Source organism: Acinetobacter sp. GW821-FHT09D10 (genome assembly GCF_059416285.1).
On the sequence record NZ_JBWKOW010000001.1, the window covers coordinates 1,100,750 to 1,119,200 of the forward strand.

The window sequence follows — 18,451 nt, forward strand, 5'->3', positions numbered from 1 at the left end:
GTATGGGAAGGAATAAAAATGGAACACTCCACTTTAAAAGAATATAGCGGCTCTGCCACTGAACATATGGAACTTATTTTTTCCAAACAACGTGCCAATTTTGAAGCGGACCCTTACCCAAGTCTTGAGACACGCCGAACAAAACTGCATCAACTCAAAAAACAAATTATTCGTTATCAAGATGCTTTAGCTACTGCGATTAATGCTGACTTTAGTTCAAGATCACTGGATGAATCTAAACTATTAGACTTGCTTGGCTCTGTGTTAGAGGCTGATCATGCAATTCATCATTTACGCCGCTGGATGCGCCCAAGTAAACGCCGTACTGAACTTTTATTTTTATCAAACCGATTAAGTGTGCAATACCAACCTAAGGGCGTGGTTGGTGTGATTGTGCCTTGGAACTTTCCAGTTTATTTAGCGCTTGGTCCGCTCATTGCCGCATTAGCTGCGGGCAACCGAGTCATGATTAAATTGTCTGAAATTACACCTAATACCAATGCAATGCTAAGACGTATGCTCGCCGAAGTCTTTAATGAAGATGAAGTCGCAGTCTTTGGTGAAGAAATTACAGACCCAGCAAGATTCACCTCTTTACCCTTTAACCATATTGTATTTACTGGCTCTCCAGCTATTGGCAAAGTCGTAATGAGAGCAGCAGCTGAGAACTTAACACCAGTCACACTCGAGTTAGGTGGTAAATCACCAGCAATTGTGAGCCGTAACTACCCGATTACCGATGCCGCAAAACGTATTACGCATGGTAAGGCTACCAACAGTGGGCAAATCTGTGTAGCGCCTGACTATGCTTTGGTTCCAAAAGAAAGTATTGATGAATTTGTGGATGCTGCAAAATCAAGCTTTATAAAAATGTTTGGTCAAAACATCACAAACAATGATAACTACACATCTATTGTGAATGACCGTCATTTAAAACGTATTCAAGATATTTTGACCGATGCACAAGAAAAAGGTGCGCGGATTATTCCTTGTGGCACTTACAGCTTTGACCAACAAGGTCGTAGAATGCCTGTACAGATTGTGCTTAATTGCACTCCCGACATGCGCATTATGAAAGAAGAACTCTTTGGTCCTATTTTACCTGTGGTTGCATATGATTCTTTAGATGATGCAATTACCTATGTGAAATCAGACGAACGACCTTTAGCGCTTTATTGCTTTACACATAGTTCGGTAGAACGTGATCGTATTTTACGTGAAACTCATTCGGGTGGTGTAACCATCAATGATTGGGGTTGGCATGTAGTTAACCATGATGCTCCTTTCGGTGGTATCGGCAACTCGGGCATGGGGTCATATCATGGTGAAGAAGGTTTCCGTGAACTTTCTCATGCAAAAACGGTATTTACACGCCATCGGTTTTTCCCGACTCAGCTTTTCCACCCTCCTTATGGAACATTCCTACAAAAATTAGCGATCCGCTTTTTCTTGAAAAAAGGCGATCCTAATATTAAATAACAGATTATAAAAAAGCCTCGTAATGAGGCTTTTTTATTGGGTTTTACTTAATCAATGGGATGTAATAGAAAATTATGAAATTTACAGATCTTTATATAAGTATCTTCAAATAACTTTTCCATTTTAGGATTTCCATTATGATAGTCATCCCAAAATGCTCCACGAAATTCTTTAGGTTCAATAGCAGTAGTTATAGTATCTTCCTGTTTATAAAATGAAATTTCCCAACCTTCAGGTATACTAGGATTAATTATTTCAAATTTAGAAATTTCTACAATAACAGGGGTACCATCCGAATCACGGCGAACAGATACCTTTGTTTCATTTCGATATTCATTAAATTGCACCCCAAAACAGATGTATCTATTCCCAATAGTAAAATCGTACAAATTACTATCGTTACACTTAAGTATCATGGGTTTACTATTCCTTTTACTTTGTAATCTTTAGTTTTAAAATCAATTTAATTCCTTTTAATATCTATGCCCATATTTAAAATCCTGAAATTCATTTCAGACCTTATAAAAATTTTCTGAGTAAGTTTGCTATTAAATCTTGTAACCATGAACAAATTATCTTAAACAAAATTATAAATTATTATTTTAAAAACAAAAAAGCTAGGTCTCCCTAGCTTCGATATAAAGATTACTACACTCAATTTAAATATAATCAACCTTTTGAGCTTTTAAAATATCAAGCTGCAACATCTTTTTCTTTTTATATCTATAGGCAATAAACAAACCAATAAACCATATTGGTGAGCATTCAAGCGCAATTAAGGTATCATGATCTAAAGCTAAAATTACAATAGTGAAAACTAAAAATAGCATCGTAAACCATGCCATAAATAATCCACCCGGCATTTTATATTGGGATTGAATATGTAATTCAGGGAATTTTTTACGATAGGAAATATAAGAAAGCACAATCAACATGAATGTAAAAATACATAAAATTGAAGTGAGCGCTGAAATAATTGTAAACGCAGTCATGACATTTGGAACAATAAATAAAATAGAAGTTCCCACCGTCACACAAGCCATCGAAAATACGAGTCCTCTAATTGGAACCTTACTTTTAGATAACTTACTAAAGCTTTTAGGTGCATCATTGTCTAACGCTAGGCCATATAACATACGACTGGTCGCAAAAATTCCACTATTTGCCGAAGATAGAGCAGAAGTTGCTACAACAAAATTGATTAAACCTGCTGCAATTGGTAACCCGACCAATGTAAACATTTCTACAAATGGGCTTTTTTCTGGTGAAACTTTTGCCCAAGATGTGACCGCAATAATACAAACCAATGCACCCACATAGAACAATAAAATACGTAAAGGAATAGAGTTAATCGCTTTTGGAAGTGACTTATGCGGGTCTTTAGTTTCAGCAGCAGTTGTGCCGACTAGCTCAATACCCACAAACGCAAATATGGCAATTTGGAAACCTGCCAAGAAACCTGTTACACCATAAGGAAACATCGACTCTGTTTCAAACAAATGGCTCATTGAAGCCTTAACACCATTAGGTGAAGTAAATCCAGTACTAATTAAATAAATACCCGCAAGAATAAACAGAATAATTGCTGTAATTTTGATGAGGGAAAACCAAAATTCGAGTTCACCAAATAGCCGAACCGCTACAAAATTGAGTATGGTTAAAATTGCTAATGAAGTAAATGCAGGAATCCAGACGGGTAAATCAGGATACCAAAACTGCATGTACCCTCCAATCACAATCACATCTGCAATAGCAGTAATAATCCAGTTACACCAGTAGGACCAGCCCAGAAAAAAACCTGCCCATGGACCTAAATAAGCCGTTGCAAAATCGGCGAATGTTTTAAAATTAGTATTCGCCAGCAGCAGCTCACCCATTGCTCGCATTACGAAGAAAAAGAAGAAACCAATAATTAAATAGGTTAAAACAATTGAAGTTCCTGAAATGCTTAATGTTTTACCAGAACCCATAAATAATCCAGTCCCGATTGCACCGCCAATCGCAATCATCTGAATATGACGATTGGTTAATGAGCGTTGCAATTTCTCTTCTTCTTGCTCAGTCATATGTTGACTACCAAGAAGATCTCCTTCCAGGAATTGCTTTCCGTTATTCTTACTCATGTAATATTTACTCCAATTTATAGCAATCGTTGTAAATGTTTTAATAATAAATAAATTATATGATTATCAATTTAGTCCATTAAATCATGTTAAAAATATTATTAAATCATTTAAAACCTTATAAATTCCTTTTTAAAAGCTATTAACTATAACAATAAAAATTAATCATAAATCCTTTCCTTCATTATTATATTAGCCTGATCTCCATCAATATAATTTCGGTAGACAATTAAAATATATGAATTAATTAAATATTTTAATTGTCTGTCATTTATAAAATAGCGACAGGCTAATGAATTCCAGCTCAGCAAGCAAGATTGTGTTTATCCATGTACCAATCTTGCGTTAGCGATAATATAGTATTCCCTCTTAAATTTGGTGAAATGTATAGTATTTCTGCTTAATTAACAGCCATTCGCAAATGATCAGTCTCTTTGAGTTTGTTTACCGCTTTTGGATTCGAAACGTGTTTAGCTTGAACACTTAGCACACGAACTAAACAACCATTTTCGGCATTCAATTGTTTTGCTTGCTCTTTCGTTAACTGCAATATGTTTTGGTGCGGTTTGCTATACACGAGAATCGAGCGATAATTTTTATAGTCATCATTAGCCACAATGTAAGGTTCATCCCCAACCGCAATATTTTCAGGTTGTTCAATTTGAACTGTTACAGACTGGCTCTCTTTAATCGCTCGTAAATTTTCGATATCGGCCTGCAATGTCGCCCCACCATCAAAAATATCGACATATCCTTTATAGCGCAGCCCTTCTTCTAGCAAGAGATTGTAGGCTGGTCGAGTATTTGGATGAACAATACCAATCGCTGCTTTAGCATCATCTGGCAACATATCGACATAGAGTGGATGTCTTGGCATCAGCTCTGCAATAAATGCTTTTTGCCCGACTCCACTTAAATAATCAGCTTTGGTAAATTCAATATCAAAAAACTTATGACCTACCGCATTCCAAAATGGTGATTGTCCATTTGCATCGGAATAACCACGCATCTCGGCCACAATGGTTTCTTCAAAATATTGGCGAAATGCCGACAGAAACAAGAAACGGACTTTAGATAAAAATTTGCCATTTTTATTTAAGCGATAGTCCGGATCTAAAAATAAAGTACAAAGCTCACTACAGTTGGTATGGTCATTACTCAAATATAATGTTGGCAAAGCTTTATAAACACTTAACGGCTCCGATGCATGAACTTGAGTGCCCACATGAAAGTTGTACCAAGGCTCTTTTAAACCGAGTGCGACTTCAATGCCACAGACACCTACTACTTTGTTGAGTTCAGTATCTTCGAGAACAAATAAATAAACCTGATCTGCCTTTGGCAACTCACCTGCCACAGTCCTACAAGCCCGCTCAATACGAGCAGCAAGTTTTTCTATATTGGGCTGTAAGGATGTCAAACCAAAACCTGCTTTTTGCGCCAACAGGTAAAGGTCGTTAACATCTTTAGGTTCGATGTAACGAATAATCATCATGCTGCTTGTTCATCCTTTTGAATTGCTACGAAGCGAGCAAGTGCACGATCAAATCTTTTTAAACCTTCATCAATATCAGCTAGCGGAATAATCAGAGATGGCGTGAAACGTATAACATTGGGACCAGCAATAAGGCTAAGTAATCCTTCTTCACCCGCAAGGTTGTTAATATCTTTTGCTTTGCCAGCGAACTCTGATTTTAAGACACAGCCAATCAGTAAACCTTGACCACGGATTATTTCAAAGATTTTATATTTTTCGTTTAATTTATTTAAAGCTTTTTTATAGTAATCATGACGCGCTTTAACCCCGTTAAGTACTTCGGGTGTATTAATAAACTCAAATACTGCGCCCGCAACCGCACTTGCTAACGGGTTACCGCCATAAGTCGTACCGTGCGTACCGACTGAAAAATGCGGAGCAAATTTATCTGTTGTTAGCATTGCACCGACAGGGAAACCACCACCTAGTGCTTTTGCAGTTGTGAGAACATCTGGAATAACACCAGTGTTCATGTAGGCATAAAGTGAACCTGTACGGCCTACGCCTGTTTGCACTTCATCAAAAATAAGTAAGGCACCAAACTCATCGCATAGTGCGCGTAAGCCTTTTAAAAATTCGATGTCAGCCGGAATAACGCCGCCTTCACCTTGTATCGGCTCAACAATAACCGCACATGTTTGCTCATTAATTACCGCTTTTGCTGCGTCTAAATCATTAAAGGCAACATGGTTGATACCGTTTGGTAGTGGTGCAAAGTCTTGTGAATATTTAGGTTGACCGCCTGCTGAAACGGTAAATAAGGTACGACCATGGAAAGCATTTTTAAATGCCAAAATGCCGCTTTTGCCAGCAACGCCGCTGTCTAGACCGACTTTACGCGCAAGTTTTAGTGCCGCTTCGTTAGCTTCTGCACCTGAGTTACAGAAGAATACCTTGTCTGCAAATGTATTTTCAGTGAGCTGTTTTGCAAGGCGTAGAACAGGTTCATTTGTATAACCATTGCCCACATGCCAAAGTTTTGTAGCTTGTTCTGTTAAAGCATTTACTGCCACTGGATGCGCATGACCTAATGCGTTTACTGCAATCCCGCCTGCAAAATCGATATATTCTTTATTTTCTTGATCCCAGATACGTGAACCTTCACCACGTACAGGAATGAAATTTGCTGGTGCAAAAACTGGAACCATCCACTCGTTAAAGTCACTACGAGAAACTGCAAAATTATTCATCTTATCTAGTCCATTAAATTAAAATTATTAGGGTTAGTTGATGACCCTATTATTCAAAATCAAATTGATTCACAAAATTTGTAATTCAGTAAAAAATGAATTATTTTTTACCAATCTGATAATTGACAATTACAATATGGATAACATTGATCAAATTATTTTAGGTTTGCTTAAAGATAACGCACGGATGTCTGTTACCGAGTTAGCCGAAAAAGTTCACGTTTCAAGAGCAACGGTCAAAAAGAGAATCGAATATTTAGAGTCTTCGGGCATCATTACCGGATATACGGTACGGTTTAAACCCAATGCAGAACGGAATGTCATTCGTGCATGGATGAGCATTATGGTCGAAGGGACCAAAGCGCAGTCTGTGATTAAAGAACTACGCCTAGAAAGTGCGGTCGAATGTTTGCATAAAACCAATGGCAAATGGGACATCTTGGTCGAGCTACGATCTGACACTTTAGAAAACTTCGACAAAGTTTTAGAAAGAATCAGGAACATTTCAGGTATTTATAACAGTGAAACCAGCATCCTGCTTGCGAGTCATAAGACCTGATAACTCACTTTAATTTCAAATAATAAGAACGAAAAATTGATGAGCTAAGCATAAGGTTTGGCTCATCAAGCTGCTCTTGATTAGAAAAATTCTTCTATTGTCTTTCGTCAAATCAACAAAGTTATTACGACAATGAACTTGCTCTAAAAAACTTCAATAAATTTTTAAATTTTTTTAAATAATCAAATCAAAAACTTAAAATCTAATTTGATTTAAATTCCAACTTTTTTCGCTCACTCCCCTCATCAAAGCATTTGACAGAAAATTTAAAACATAATACATATAGTATTATATGTTATATGTTAAAACCTAAGGACAAGGTATAAAAAATGGCTAAAACTCAACTAAAACACTTTATTAACGGCGAATATGTTGCTAGCAAAGGAAATGACTATTTTGACTTGGTAAGTCCGGTGACTGGCGAAGTCTATGGTCAATCGCCTAATGCAACAGAGGCAGAAGTGGATGCTGCTTACGCTGCTGCAAAAGAAGCATTTAAAATTTGGGGACGCAGTACACCTTCAACGCGTCAAAAAGCATTATTGAATTTAGCAGATGCTATCGAAGCAAATGCAGAGCGTTTAATTGAGGCGCAAAGTCGTAATACGGGTCAATTAAAACACTTAATTGCATCTGAAGAAGTGGGTGCATCGGCAGATCAGGTTCGCTTCTTTGCAGGCGCTGCCCGCTTACTCAATGGCACAGCTTCAGGTGAATATTTAGAAGGTTTAACCTCTTCTATTCGCCGTGAACCAGTCGGTGTAGTGGGCCAAGTTACACCTTGGAACTATCCACTCATGATGGCTGTTTGGAAAATTGCGCCTGCTTTAGCAGCTGGTAACACTGTGGTACTTAAACCAAGTGACACAACACCAGAAAGTACACTTTTACTGGCAGAAATTGCTGCACCATTTTTTCCTAAAGGTGCATTTAACGTGGTGTTAGGCCAAGCTCAAGTGGGTTCAAAAGTTGTATCGCATAAAACACCTGCGCTCGTTTCTATTACAGGTTCGGTTCGTGCAGGCTTACAAGTTGCAGCTTCTGCGGCAGCAAATTTAGCCAAAGCCCACCTTGAGCTTGGTGGTAAAGCACCTGTTGTTGTTTTTGAAGATGCCGACATCGATAAAGCTGTTGAAATGATTGCTTTAACGGGTTACTTCAATGCAGGACAAGACTGTACTGCTGCAACGCGCGTGATTGTTGCTGAAGCAGTTCACGATGAATTCTTAGGTAAATTAATTGAAGCGGCAAAAAATACACGCTTTGGTGAACCCGATGATCAAGACGCACTTTATGGTCCACTCAACAATGCTAATCAATTAAAGAATGTTAAAGCCTTTATTGACAACTTACCTGCTCACGCCAAAGTTGAAACTGGTGGCAAGCAAGCCGATCGTCCAGGCTTCTATTTTGAACCGACTGTGATTAGTGGTTTAAAACAACACGACGAAGCAATTCAAAATGAAATTTTTGGACCAGTGATTACTGTTCAAAAATTTACAGATGAAAATGATGCCATTGAAAAAGCCAACGATATTGAATATGGCTTGGCTTCAAGTGTCTGGACTAAAGACCATGCACGCGCAACTCGCCTGTCTCGTGAACTTGATTTCGGAACCGTTTGGATTAACACCCATATTCCTTTAACTGCAGAAATGCCACACGGCGGCTTCAAAAAATCAGGTTATGGTAAAGATTTATCAGGCTACGGTTTTGAAGAATATACACGAGTGAAACATGTAATGAGTTCAAATGAATAATAAAAATCAGATTTGAAAGGAGATCAAAATGAATAAACAAGATATGAAAGACTTTGTAAGTAAGGCGCACCACGAGTTATTTAATTTACATGACACCACTGCACTAGACCGTTATTTTTCGGAAGACTTTATTGAGCACTCCCCACTGGTTGCCAACGGTATTTCAGGATTGCGTCAACTGGTAGAAGACTGCCCCGACATGCAACATGAAGCTGTGCGTGTATTGGCAGATGGCGACTTGGTTGCGATTCATGGGCGCTTTCAGGGATTAGATGAAAACCCGTTAGTTGGCTTTGATATTTACCGAGTGAAAGACGGCAAAATTGTGGAACATTGGGATGGACTGGTAGCAGAAGCAGCCCCAAATGTAAGTGGCAGAACACAATTAGATGGTCCAACCGAAATCGTAACTCACCATGACCCAGAGGAAAATCGTGAGATTGTGACCTCTTTCTTTAAGAAGTCATTAATTGATGGCAATTACGAAGCATTTAAAGAATACACTCACGGCGATCAGTTCATTCAGCATAGCCCAGATATTGGGGATGGCGTTAAGGCAGTGATTGATTTTTTGAACAATATCCGTAATGAAGGGCAAGGTTTGGTATACTCCAAAACTCATCGCTCCATTGCTGATGGTCAATTTGTATTGACACATTCTGAAGGAAATATTGCTGGAAATCGACATGCCTATTTTGAATTGTGGCGTGTAGATAATGGCAAAATTGTTGAACTTTGGGATGCAATACCAGCTGTGCCTGAAGATGAACAGGCAGTCCATCAATATGGCGTGTTTTAATCATTTATCCGTTTCATTAAGCTAAGTTACTGACTTAGCTTTTAGAGAATTCGCCATGTCAGCATATACGATAATTTTTGCACCTATCGCTCAGGCAACTCGCTCGGAACAAGTTGTTGAACGCTTGGAAAATGCAATTATCTCTGGATTGCTCAAAAGCAATGAACAACTTCCTAACGAGGCGGATTTAGCTCGCTTAATGGGAGTGTCACCGATTACCGTTCGTGAAGCGTTAAATACTTTACGGGTAAAAGGTCTGATTGATACACGACGCGGACGAAACGGCGGAAGTTTTGTTTGTGAGTTACCTTCCGACTTACTCTTAAACAAACATCCTTTGCGTCAAGCTTCAAATGAATATCTTGCTGATCTAGGTGAATTTCATAGTGCAATTTTAAGCCATGGTGCCTATTTGGCAGCACAAAGAACCACTGAATATGAACTGAGCAAAATCAAAGAGCTTATTGAACAATTTGAACAAGCCGTTGACGCAGACACTCGTGCCCAGCTTGATTTACGTTGCTTGCTGACGCTCACCTCTTTTGCCCAATCAGCTCGACTAGCAAATCAAGAGTTAACCATACAAGCCGAATGGGCTCCGCTCATCGCAGTGCTTTATCAAGATGATCATTTTCATCAATTGGTCGTCGCGCAATACCACCAACTTTTATCATCTTTTGTTCAAGGCAATGAAGATGATGCTGTTATTCAAGCACGAAAAATTATTTCGATGCTAACAGACCAAATGCTTCGATATAAGTTATCTATCGAATAAAAATAATAAAACAGAGCGCTTATCAAATATCGAGTGAGAAATACGGAATTTTAGGAGTTATAGGAATGACCCAACATTTAGATATAGAAGAGCTTCAAAATTTGTTAAAGACGGTGGTTGAAGAAACGACAGCCATTACAGAAAAACTGGCGGCTAAAGCGAGCAAAATTCTCTCAAAACATGAACCTGAAAAAACAAAAGACGTTAAGCTTTCAGGTTCAGAGCGTTCAGCTTTGCAAAAAGAAATTAAAAAGGCTTTACAAGAAAGCCATTATAGTCAAGGTATTGGCTTTGCAAGTTATAGCCCTGCAACGCAAGAAGAACAAGATTATTGGACACTCGAATGGTGGTATAAAAAAGAAGATCAGTTACAGCAAGCCAAACTTGAAAACTATCAAAATGCTCAGCGATTTTTAGATTTTCGCTCTTTTGAATGGTTCCATAAACCTGCTCAAAACAAAAGTCCGTGCATTCATGGGCCTTACGTCGACTATATCTGCAATGGTGCATATACCATCACCCTTGCTCATCCGGTCATGATTCGTGATCAATTTATCGGTGTAATTGCCACCGACATTTTAGTTTCCGCACTCGAAAAACTTCTTATGCCGAAGCTTAAAAACATTAAACAAAAAGCAATCGTGATTAACGATTCTTCTCGAGTCATTACTTCAAATGACGTCACCATCAGGACAGGCACATTATTTAGAGGACAAAGCCCCGAGCATGTTCTCTCACGACCGTGTCAATCTTTTCAATTGGTCGTTATCTAGAGCAAAGTCAAAAATACTAAATATTTGACCTTACTTTAGGACATTACCAAGGCGAAACAGCACCTAAAGCTTCTGGCTTTTGTTCAAACTTTCTTCAATCAGACTTGCTCATTCAGGTCTTGGGGAAGTTTTGGCTCAAAAATAGCATCGCTTTTCCGGATGAAAAGCAAAACAACGAAATTTGAGGTTGAAATGACATGGAAAATAAAACGTCTTCCTTAAAAAAACTGTCTCTTTGGCAAGTCACAATTATTGGTATTGCCTACATGACGCCAATGACAGTGTTTGATACGTTCGGTATTGTCTCTGGAATTACCAATGGTCACGTGCCACTTGCATATTTACTCGCACTTGGTGCTATGTTACTCACCGCTTGGAGCTATGCAAGATTCAGTAAAACTTCAGAAAAATCAGGCTCGGCATATAGTTATACAGCTGAAAGTTTAGGCCCTAAAAGTGGCTTTTTTGTCGGCTGGTGTTCTCTACTCGACTATCTGTTATTACCCCTCATTAATGTCTTACTTGCCGCCATCTATCTCACTGCCCTTATTCCAAGCCTACCTTATTGGTTTTGGGTGATTGTTTCGACTGGCGTAATCACTTTAGTGAACTGTTTCCGCATTCGCTTACTTGCCAATTTAAGCCTGTTGTTTGTGTTTGCACCCATCATACTCATGGTTATTTTTGTGTATTTAGTGATTCGGGGTATTGGCTCGACTCAAGGTTATGAGCATGTGCTTACCTTGGCTCCCCTCTGGAATGAGCACCAATCTTTACTACCGCTCGTTGCGGGTGCCTCAGTTTTGTGCTTTTCATTTTTAGGTTTTGATGCGGTTACTACGCTTTCAAATGAAACCAAACAACCCACCAAAAATATCCCCCGTGCAGTCATGTTAACCACTCTTGCTGGTGGATTCATTTTCTTTACTGCCGCTTGGTTTATTCAGCTTTATTTTCCAAACAATCTTCGCTTCCAGCACCCTACTGAAGCGCTTCCTGAAATTGTGCTTTATGTCGGCGGGGCTTTTTTCCAATCCGTATTCTTATGCGGGCAAATTATGAACACTGTTGCCTCAGGTCTTGCCTCTCATGCCAGCGCTTCACGTTTACTGTATATAATGGGCACTGACAATATTTTTCCTAAAAAGTATTTTGGAACAATTCATATCTCCTTAGGTACACCATTTTTCTCGGTTTTATTTGTTGGTCTTATTTCAATGTCGGCCGTTTTTCTAGATTTAGCACAGGTCGTAAGCCTCATCAGCTTTGGTGCTCTGGTCGCTTTTACAGCCGTAAACTTCTCAGTTTTTATGAAATTTTATATTAAAGATAAACAGCGCTCAGGGTTTAAAAATAAATTTTTAAATCTATTTTTACCGCTTATATCAGTCATCAGCATTATTTGCCTCTGGCTTAACCTTGACTCCTCTTCACTGACTTTCGGATGTTTCTGGTTATCTTTAGGCATTCTTTTATTTATCTATAAAACGATTAAAAAACAAAGTATTGCAATTAGTAATGCTTATTAATTTTTAAGGAACTTCATCATGAATATTATTTCTAAACCTCAGTTTTTAAAAGACGTGGAATATAAACCAAGTAAATCTCTACAAGTGGGTAAAGAATGGAGCTGGTTAAATCCAAAACATGCAAAATTTGATGAAACAACACTTGAAAGCGCATCGGTAGATAATCCAGCGAACTACTATGAAAGCTCACTAAATGACTGGCATACATTTGACAGTTTAAAAGTCGATTTAGAATGCGATGTGGTTGTTATTGGTGGCGGTTTACTAGGTTCATCGACAGCCTTACATTTAGCTGAACAAGGTGTAGATACTGTCTTATTAGAAAAAAATCGTATTGGTAGTGCAGCCTCTGGCAGAAATGGCGGACAACTTACCCCCGGTTTGGCACGCTGGGAAGCTCAAGAAATGGCCGATCGACTAGGTTATGAAGATGCAAAAAAACTGTGGCATTTTACCTCTACAGAAGCCATGCAACTTATTGATGACATCTCGGAAAAATACCAGCTTAACTTTGACCGAAAATGCGGTCACATTACTGCCGCCGTTCATGAAGGACATTTAGTAGGTTTAACACAAGGCGCCGATGCACGAAAATATTTAGGTGAAGACCATACCCGCATTGTGGGTAAACACGAACTTATGGACTTTATTAAGTCTGATTATTATACAGGTGGTTTAATTGATGAGTTGGGTGGACAAATTCATCCACTCTCTTTAAACCGTGGCTTAATTTATGGCTTTTGCCAAAATGGCGGTACTGTTTATGAACAAACAGAAGTCATCTCAATAGAAGAAAAAGCAGATGGTATTTATGTTCATACAGCCAATGCAGTCGTGAAAGCTAAAAAGTCTGTGGTTTTAGCAGTACACCATGCTTCGTTTAAACTTTTATCAGAGCAAAACAATACCACTATTCCATTTTATACCTATGTTGCAACCACCGCTCCGCTAGAGCTTGATACAAAAGAGCTTCTTCCCTTTGGACATCCGGTTTATGACACTCAGTTCCAGATCGATTACTACCGTCCCGTGTTTAACAACCGTTTACTATTTGGTGGTCAAGGTACTGGAACATGTTGGGGACCAGAGAAAACTTTAAATTATCTAGAGCATCGAATTCATACAGTATTCCCTCAAATTAAAAATCTAGAGATGGATTTTGTCTGGAGTGGAACGACTGATTTAACGGTAAATGGTGCAGTTGATAGCCGTAAGTTTGGCAATAAATTCCCGATTTATGCTGTTCATGGCTGGAGCGGTCATGGTGTGGCGCAGACTGTTCGTATTGGTAAAGCCATCGCAAGTGATTTTGTTGGGCAATCTAATGACTTTGAAATGTTATCTAAAATTGACCATCAAAATATTATGTTTGGCCGCACACTTGCACCCGTTGTCATTCCACTCGCCAAAAGCATGTATGGAATCGGTGCAATGTTAAACCCCGGCAAAATGGTTTCTTTCTAATCTTAAAAGATCTCTTTTTCTAAAAAAAGGATTCGTATAGCTTTGTACGGATCCTTTTATTTACCTGAGTAAAATCCTTTTCAAACTAGGTTATCCCTAACCAATCTATTACAATAGCGCCAGCTTTTTAATTCAGCGCATATATTTTGAGCAACTCATCTTCCCAATTAAAACGTGGACTTAAAAATCGCCATATCCAGTTAATCGCTATGGGTGGCGCTGTAGGTACAGGACTATTTTTAGGTTCTGCACAAGTCATCCAGTCCGCTGGTCCTTCCATTATTTTAGGTTATGCCATCGTCGGTTTGGTTGCATTTTTAATTATGCGCCAAATGGGTGAAATGATTGTAGAAGAACCAGTCGTTGGCTCTTTTAGTTACTTTGCACAAAAATATTGGGGAAGATTCCCTGGGTTTTTATCAGGCTGGAACTATTGGGTTGTTTATATTCTGGTTGCAATGACCGAGCTGACAGCGGTTGCTAAATATGTGCATTACTGGTGGCCCCACATTCCTGCATGGATATCAGCCTTATTTTTCTTTGTTCTAGTCACATGTTTAAACTTGGGCAATGTTAAATTCTATGGTGAATCTGAATTTTGGTTAGCCATTATTAAAGTTGCTGCGGTCATTTCAATGATTGTGTTTGGTCTATATTTACTGCTTACTGCGGGTAGTGACTCTATCGCTAGCTTTGCAAACCTATGGCAGCATGGTGGATTTTTCCCGCACGGGTTCTCGGGCCTGTTTTATATGCTCGCCTTTTTAATGTTCGCCTTTGGCGGCATTGAACTGATTGGGATGACTGCTGCTGAAGCTGAAAATCCAGAAAAAAGCATTCCTCAAGCCATTAACCAAGTCATCTTTCGAATCTTAATTTTTTATGTTGCTTCACTTGCTATCATCATGTCACTTATTCCGTGGAATCAGCTTGACCTCGGTGGTTTAGATAAAAGCCCATTTGTCATGATTTTTAGCCAACTGGGTATTGGTTGGGCGGCACATTTACTCAACTTTATTATTTTGACTGCTGCACTTTCGGTTTATAACAGCGGCATGTATGCAAACAGTCGTATGTTATATGGGCTTGCCATACAAGGTCATGCACCCAAAATTTTTGCACAAGTGAGTAAGCAAGGCGTTCCTAAAGCCGCTGTTATCTTCTCTTCTATTTTAATTTTTGGTTGTGTACTACTTAACTATTTCGTACCAGAACAAGCTTTAAGCTATCTCATGTACATGGCAGTAGCTGCACTGGTTTTAAACTGGGCAATTATTAGCTTTACCCATTTGAAGTTTAAACGTGCGATGAAACTTGAAGATAAAGTTGCCAAATTTCCTGCGCTATTTTCACCTTTGAGTAACTATATTGTTTTGATTTTCATTGGCATGATTTTATATATCATGTGGACTCAAGGATTTGAGAAATCGGTGATTTTACTTCCGATCTGGATCACTTTCATGTTTGGGCTATATAAATTTTTAAGTTGGAAAAAAGCACTCTAATATTCAAAGAAGGCTTATTCAAACAGGATAAGCCTTTTATCATTTAACAGCTCGTCACCCTAAGTAACTTCAGAAAATCTACTCAAAAAGCCATTCATATTCTATTCATCATTATTGAATGGTTCTCTGCTCGACACAATGATTGTAACCCTGAGTCATTCTAAACATTGGTATTTAATGAGATAATTATTAAAGTACAAGTGTTTACATGATCTATAAATACTTGCGCTCATGTTCAGCTAAAATCAAAGCAGACCAGTTTATTGTTGCAATCACTCAATAGGCAAAAGACACTCCATCGTAAGACAGGTTCTTTACCCACTTTACTGATTTAGCGCCGTCAACTGTGTCACTCAATGATGAAAGACAGGAAATTTTATGGAAAAAACTCTGCAATGTCCTAAGTGTGGTTCTACTGAAGTTGAAGCACGTGACCATGACAAATTACTTAGAACAACTGGCGGTGTTTTACTGACAGCTGCTGGCACAACAGCAGGCACTGTAGGCGGTGCTGCTACTGGCGCTTCTGTTGGTGCAGCCATTGGTACAATTGCTGGCCCTTTAGGGGTGATTGTTGGCGGAACTGTAGGAACTTTTGTCGGTGCAATTAGTGCAGGAATCACTGGCGGTGTGGTGGGTAATATTTTTGGTAAAAAAGCGGGTGTCATGATCGACAAAAATATTTTTCAGGACTACCGCTGCTTAAAATGCAAATACCGTTTTAAACAAAAGAAGTAATATTTATCTAAGTTAAGCTCAGGTTTAATTTATTTTTAAAAGTAAGGAAAGTAAGCAATTTTTGATCTCTTTCCTTACCGCTGTTCTCACCAAATCTACCCCAAAGTAATTAAAAAATAATCCAACAACCTTTCTCTTTCATCTGGTTTGTTCGGATCTAAGAGCTGAACCATTGCCCCATCAATCACAAACAAGAACATGTGAGCATCATGTTTTGAAGCATTTGCATTGGTTGTTAAAAGCAAATTATAGATTTCATTTATGAACCAGTTTCGATAACCAACGACTACCTGATATGCCTTGGGATGTGTTTTCGCAATTTCAAAAATAGCTTTAAAAGGCAAATGATAAAGCCCGTCTAAATCGGCATGTAAAAAGTAAATTTTCCTAAGTTTTTCAATTACAGTTAATTCTTTCTGAACGTAGATGATTGAAAGCACCTCTTCTTTTAGACCATCTTTTTGAAAGGATAGACTCATTTCAATAAGGCGTTCTTTTGAGTGAAAGTAATTATAAAAAGTGGCTTTGGGAACTTTTGCTGACTCAATAATTCGGTCTACGCCGACTTTATGAAAGCCATAATTGTTAAAAAGATAGCGGGATGTATGAAGCACACTTAATGCACGAAATGGGAGATCTGAATGTGGCATAGTTTTACCGTTTTAAAATAAATTTTTGTTGTGTATAAATGAGATACTTTTTTGAGCAAATAAAAGGCATAGCAAAGCCGTAAAGACTGTGCTTAGCACATCTCAAGTTTATTGTTGATTAAGCTTTTGGTTGAGATGATTTAAAGTTTGAAAAGCTTAGTGGCAATCAAACTTCTTTAAATTTTTAAGTTGTGTCGATATAGACTTTGGCAATGACTGCCAAGAAATAATGAATATGCAAAGCCAACTCCTTTTTATAGGGAGTTCTGCCAAAACATTAAAATTATGGTGGCAGAACGAAAGGGGGTTCGCAGACTGGAAACAAAGGAACCAGCACACCCGAAGGTGTCCCCCTTCCGCCCTACCGTAGAGAAAAAGGGGGCGAACGAGTTCCCGACACACAAAACAAAAGTTTTGCATATCGACTTTGTTTTCCCGGTCTGCGACAACCGACTGGCAATGTGGCCAGCAGGCAAAGGATAGTGCTCTACCCTATTGCAGTCAAGCACACAAAATGACATTTGTTTTAAAATAGATCATTAAAAAGTAAGGGTAAATAATGGGTGAGGTATTGTTAAAGAGGGGTTTATAACGGGATTGAAATTTATATAGATATATTAGTTTCAACAGGTAAAATTAGAATATAAAAAATGGAAAACAATGAAATGAAAATATCTTTATTAGATGTACAACAAGTATTCAATGATCTGTTAAACCATAAAATCAGCCGAGACGATGTTGAAGAATGGGCAAGAAAAAGAATGAATGCACTGGATAATAAAGACTTAACTTTCGATCCTCCTATTAAAGAGGAACTCCTATGGAAAGCAGTAATATATTTAAGTGGTGTTGGGTTAAAAATATCTCCAGACAAATATATGGAAGATGAAATTGGCATTAAAGAAATGTTTAGTACTTATTGGAATCAATGAGTTTTTTAGCGAAAATTTATCCCCAAAATTATAAGATGATTAAATTAAAACAATATTCTAAATAAAAAAGCTAAGCCCGATAACCGTGACTTAGCTTTGAAAAATAATTTAACAGGCTCTATCTAGAAAATTTATGGTCTTTAGGAAGTGGAGCATCACATGGTTGATCCGTCTTTATATTAACCATTTTCACAGGCCCATCATTGTAGATTGTTACCTTACAGCCTTTTACGACATATTCCTGTTGAATACCACCATACATTTCATCCTCAGAAACAGCAGATGCAACATCACAAGCCTCGTCAGCACGGCATGCAGCCTCTTCTTCACCAACCTCTACAGCTTCTGCTCCAGCTGCCTCCATTGCGTCTACAGCACTCTCTTGCACTTCAGCATCTACAGCCTGTATCTTTGCTGCATATGTATTTGAAAGATTCATCATAAGAAAAACTACAAGAAAGAACTTACTACAGTGATTTATTAAATTCATGAATTATCCATATCTATTAATTTAAATTCAGTACATACCAAGATCGATTTTACTTTGCAAGTTAAGTAAAGGAGTTAGTTTTATAATGCGGTTGATACTAATACTGCCTTAAGAGCAAATTATTAGTATCGGAATATTCTACAATATG

17 protein-coding genes are annotated in these 18,451 nt (G+C 38.2%); 11 read left to right on the top strand and 6 right to left on the bottom strand.

Annotated features, from left to right (window positions below; all coding sequences use genetic code 11):
- The first annotated feature begins 18 nt into the window (after positions 1 to 18).
- Entirely contained in the window at positions 19 to 1,479 is a 1,461-nt protein-coding gene (locus AC07M3_RS05170) for a coniferyl aldehyde dehydrogenase (protein WP_494566728.1), read from the top strand.
- Between the two features lie 47 nt (positions 1,480 to 1,526).
- Here AC07M3_RS05170 and AC07M3_RS05175 read toward each other — a convergent pair whose 3' ends face one another.
- The 4 genes from AC07M3_RS05175 to AC07M3_RS05190 form a co-directional block, all read right to left on the bottom strand.
- Complete coding sequence (locus AC07M3_RS05175; protein ID WP_494566729.1) at positions 1,527 to 1,895, bottom strand: hypothetical protein; 369 nt, start codon at positions 1,893 to 1,895, stop codon at positions 1,527 to 1,529.
- Positions 1,896 to 2,138: 243 nt separating this feature from the next.
- Complete coding sequence (locus AC07M3_RS05180) at positions 2,139 to 3,602, bottom strand: amino acid permease (protein WP_004641952.1); 1,464 nt, start codon at positions 3,600 to 3,602, stop codon at positions 2,139 to 2,141.
- A 400-nt stretch (positions 3,603 to 4,002) separates the two neighbouring features.
- Complete coding sequence (gene astA / locus AC07M3_RS05185; RefSeq protein ID WP_494566730.1) at positions 4,003 to 5,097, bottom strand: arginine N-succinyltransferase; 1,095 nt, start codon at positions 5,095 to 5,097, stop codon at positions 4,003 to 4,005.
- Positions 5,094 to 6,329, bottom strand: coding sequence for an aspartate aminotransferase family protein (locus AC07M3_RS05190; protein WP_494566731.1), 1,236 nt, complete (start codon positions 6,327 to 6,329; stop codon positions 5,094 to 5,096). Before AC07M3_RS05190 ends, astA begins: the two co-directional genes overlap by 4 nt.
- Before the next feature lie 136 nt (positions 6,330 to 6,465).
- Here AC07M3_RS05190 and AC07M3_RS05195 point away from each other — a divergent pair, with 136 nt between their 5' ends.
- From AC07M3_RS05195 to AC07M3_RS05235, 9 genes are all read left to right on the top strand, one after another.
- Positions 6,466 to 6,888 (top strand): Lrp/AsnC family transcriptional regulator, encoded by a 423-nt coding sequence (locus AC07M3_RS05195; RefSeq protein ID WP_002120489.1) that lies wholly within the window; start codon positions 6,466 to 6,468, stop codon positions 6,886 to 6,888.
- A gap of 329 nt (positions 6,889 to 7,217) precedes the next feature.
- The gene (locus AC07M3_RS05200; protein ID WP_199990168.1) at positions 7,218 to 8,648 is read left to right on the top strand and encodes a gamma-aminobutyraldehyde dehydrogenase; all 1,431 of its coding nucleotides are present in this window, start codon (positions 7,218 to 7,220) and stop codon (positions 8,646 to 8,648) included.
- A gap of 28 nt (positions 8,649 to 8,676) precedes the next feature.
- Positions 8,677 to 9,447, top strand: coding sequence for a nuclear transport factor 2 family protein (locus AC07M3_RS05205; protein ID WP_494566732.1), 771 nt, complete (start codon positions 8,677 to 8,679; stop codon positions 9,445 to 9,447).
- Between the two features lie 55 nt (positions 9,448 to 9,502).
- Positions 9,503 to 10,222, top strand: a complete 720-nt coding sequence (locus AC07M3_RS05210; RefSeq protein ID WP_494566733.1) for a FadR/GntR family transcriptional regulator — start codon at positions 9,503 to 9,505, stop codon at positions 10,220 to 10,222.
- Between the two features lie 65 nt (positions 10,223 to 10,287).
- The gene (locus tag AC07M3_RS05215; RefSeq protein WP_494566734.1) at positions 10,288 to 10,995 is read left to right on the top strand and encodes a cache domain-containing protein; all 708 of its coding nucleotides are present in this window, start codon (positions 10,288 to 10,290) and stop codon (positions 10,993 to 10,995) included.
- Positions 10,996 to 11,192: 197 nt separating this feature from the next.
- Positions 11,193 to 12,524 carry an APC family permease gene (locus AC07M3_RS05220; protein ID WP_494566735.1) on the top strand — a complete coding sequence of 444 codons (1,332 nt, stop codon included), beginning with the start codon at positions 11,193 to 11,195 and terminating at the stop codon, positions 12,522 to 12,524.
- Between the two features lie 18 nt (positions 12,525 to 12,542).
- Positions 12,543 to 13,988, top strand: coding sequence for an NAD(P)/FAD-dependent oxidoreductase (locus tag AC07M3_RS05225; RefSeq protein WP_494566736.1), 1,446 nt, complete (start codon positions 12,543 to 12,545; stop codon positions 13,986 to 13,988).
- A gap of 146 nt (positions 13,989 to 14,134) precedes the next feature.
- Complete coding sequence (locus AC07M3_RS05230) at positions 14,135 to 15,493, top strand: amino acid permease (RefSeq protein WP_494566737.1); 1,359 nt, start codon at positions 14,135 to 14,137, stop codon at positions 15,491 to 15,493.
- 378 nt (positions 15,494 to 15,871) lie between these two features.
- A complete protein-coding gene (locus tag AC07M3_RS05235; RefSeq protein WP_004641933.1) occupies positions 15,872 to 16,231 on the top strand; it encodes a C1 domain-containing protein in 360 nt (119 codons plus the stop codon).
- 95 nt (positions 16,232 to 16,326) lie between these two features.
- Here AC07M3_RS05235 and AC07M3_RS05240 read toward each other — a convergent pair whose 3' ends face one another.
- A complete protein-coding gene (locus tag AC07M3_RS05240) occupies positions 16,327 to 16,881 on the bottom strand; it encodes a TetR/AcrR family transcriptional regulator (RefSeq protein WP_494566738.1) in 555 nt (184 codons plus the stop codon).
- A 665-nt stretch (positions 16,882 to 17,546) separates the two neighbouring features.
- Here AC07M3_RS05240 and AC07M3_RS05245 point away from each other — a divergent pair.
- Positions 17,547 to 17,813 carry a hypothetical protein gene (locus AC07M3_RS05245; RefSeq protein ID WP_494566915.1) on the top strand — a complete coding sequence of 89 codons (267 nt, stop codon included), beginning with the start codon at positions 17,547 to 17,549 and terminating at the stop codon, positions 17,811 to 17,813.
- Positions 17,814 to 17,931: 118 nt separating this feature from the next.
- On the opposite strand, the gene AC07M3_RS05250 is transcribed toward AC07M3_RS05245, so the two are convergent.
- Positions 17,932 to 18,255, bottom strand: coding sequence for a hypothetical protein (locus AC07M3_RS05250; protein WP_080592363.1), 324 nt, complete (start codon positions 18,253 to 18,255; stop codon positions 17,932 to 17,934).
- Positions 18,256 to 18,451 lie beyond the last annotated feature (196 nt).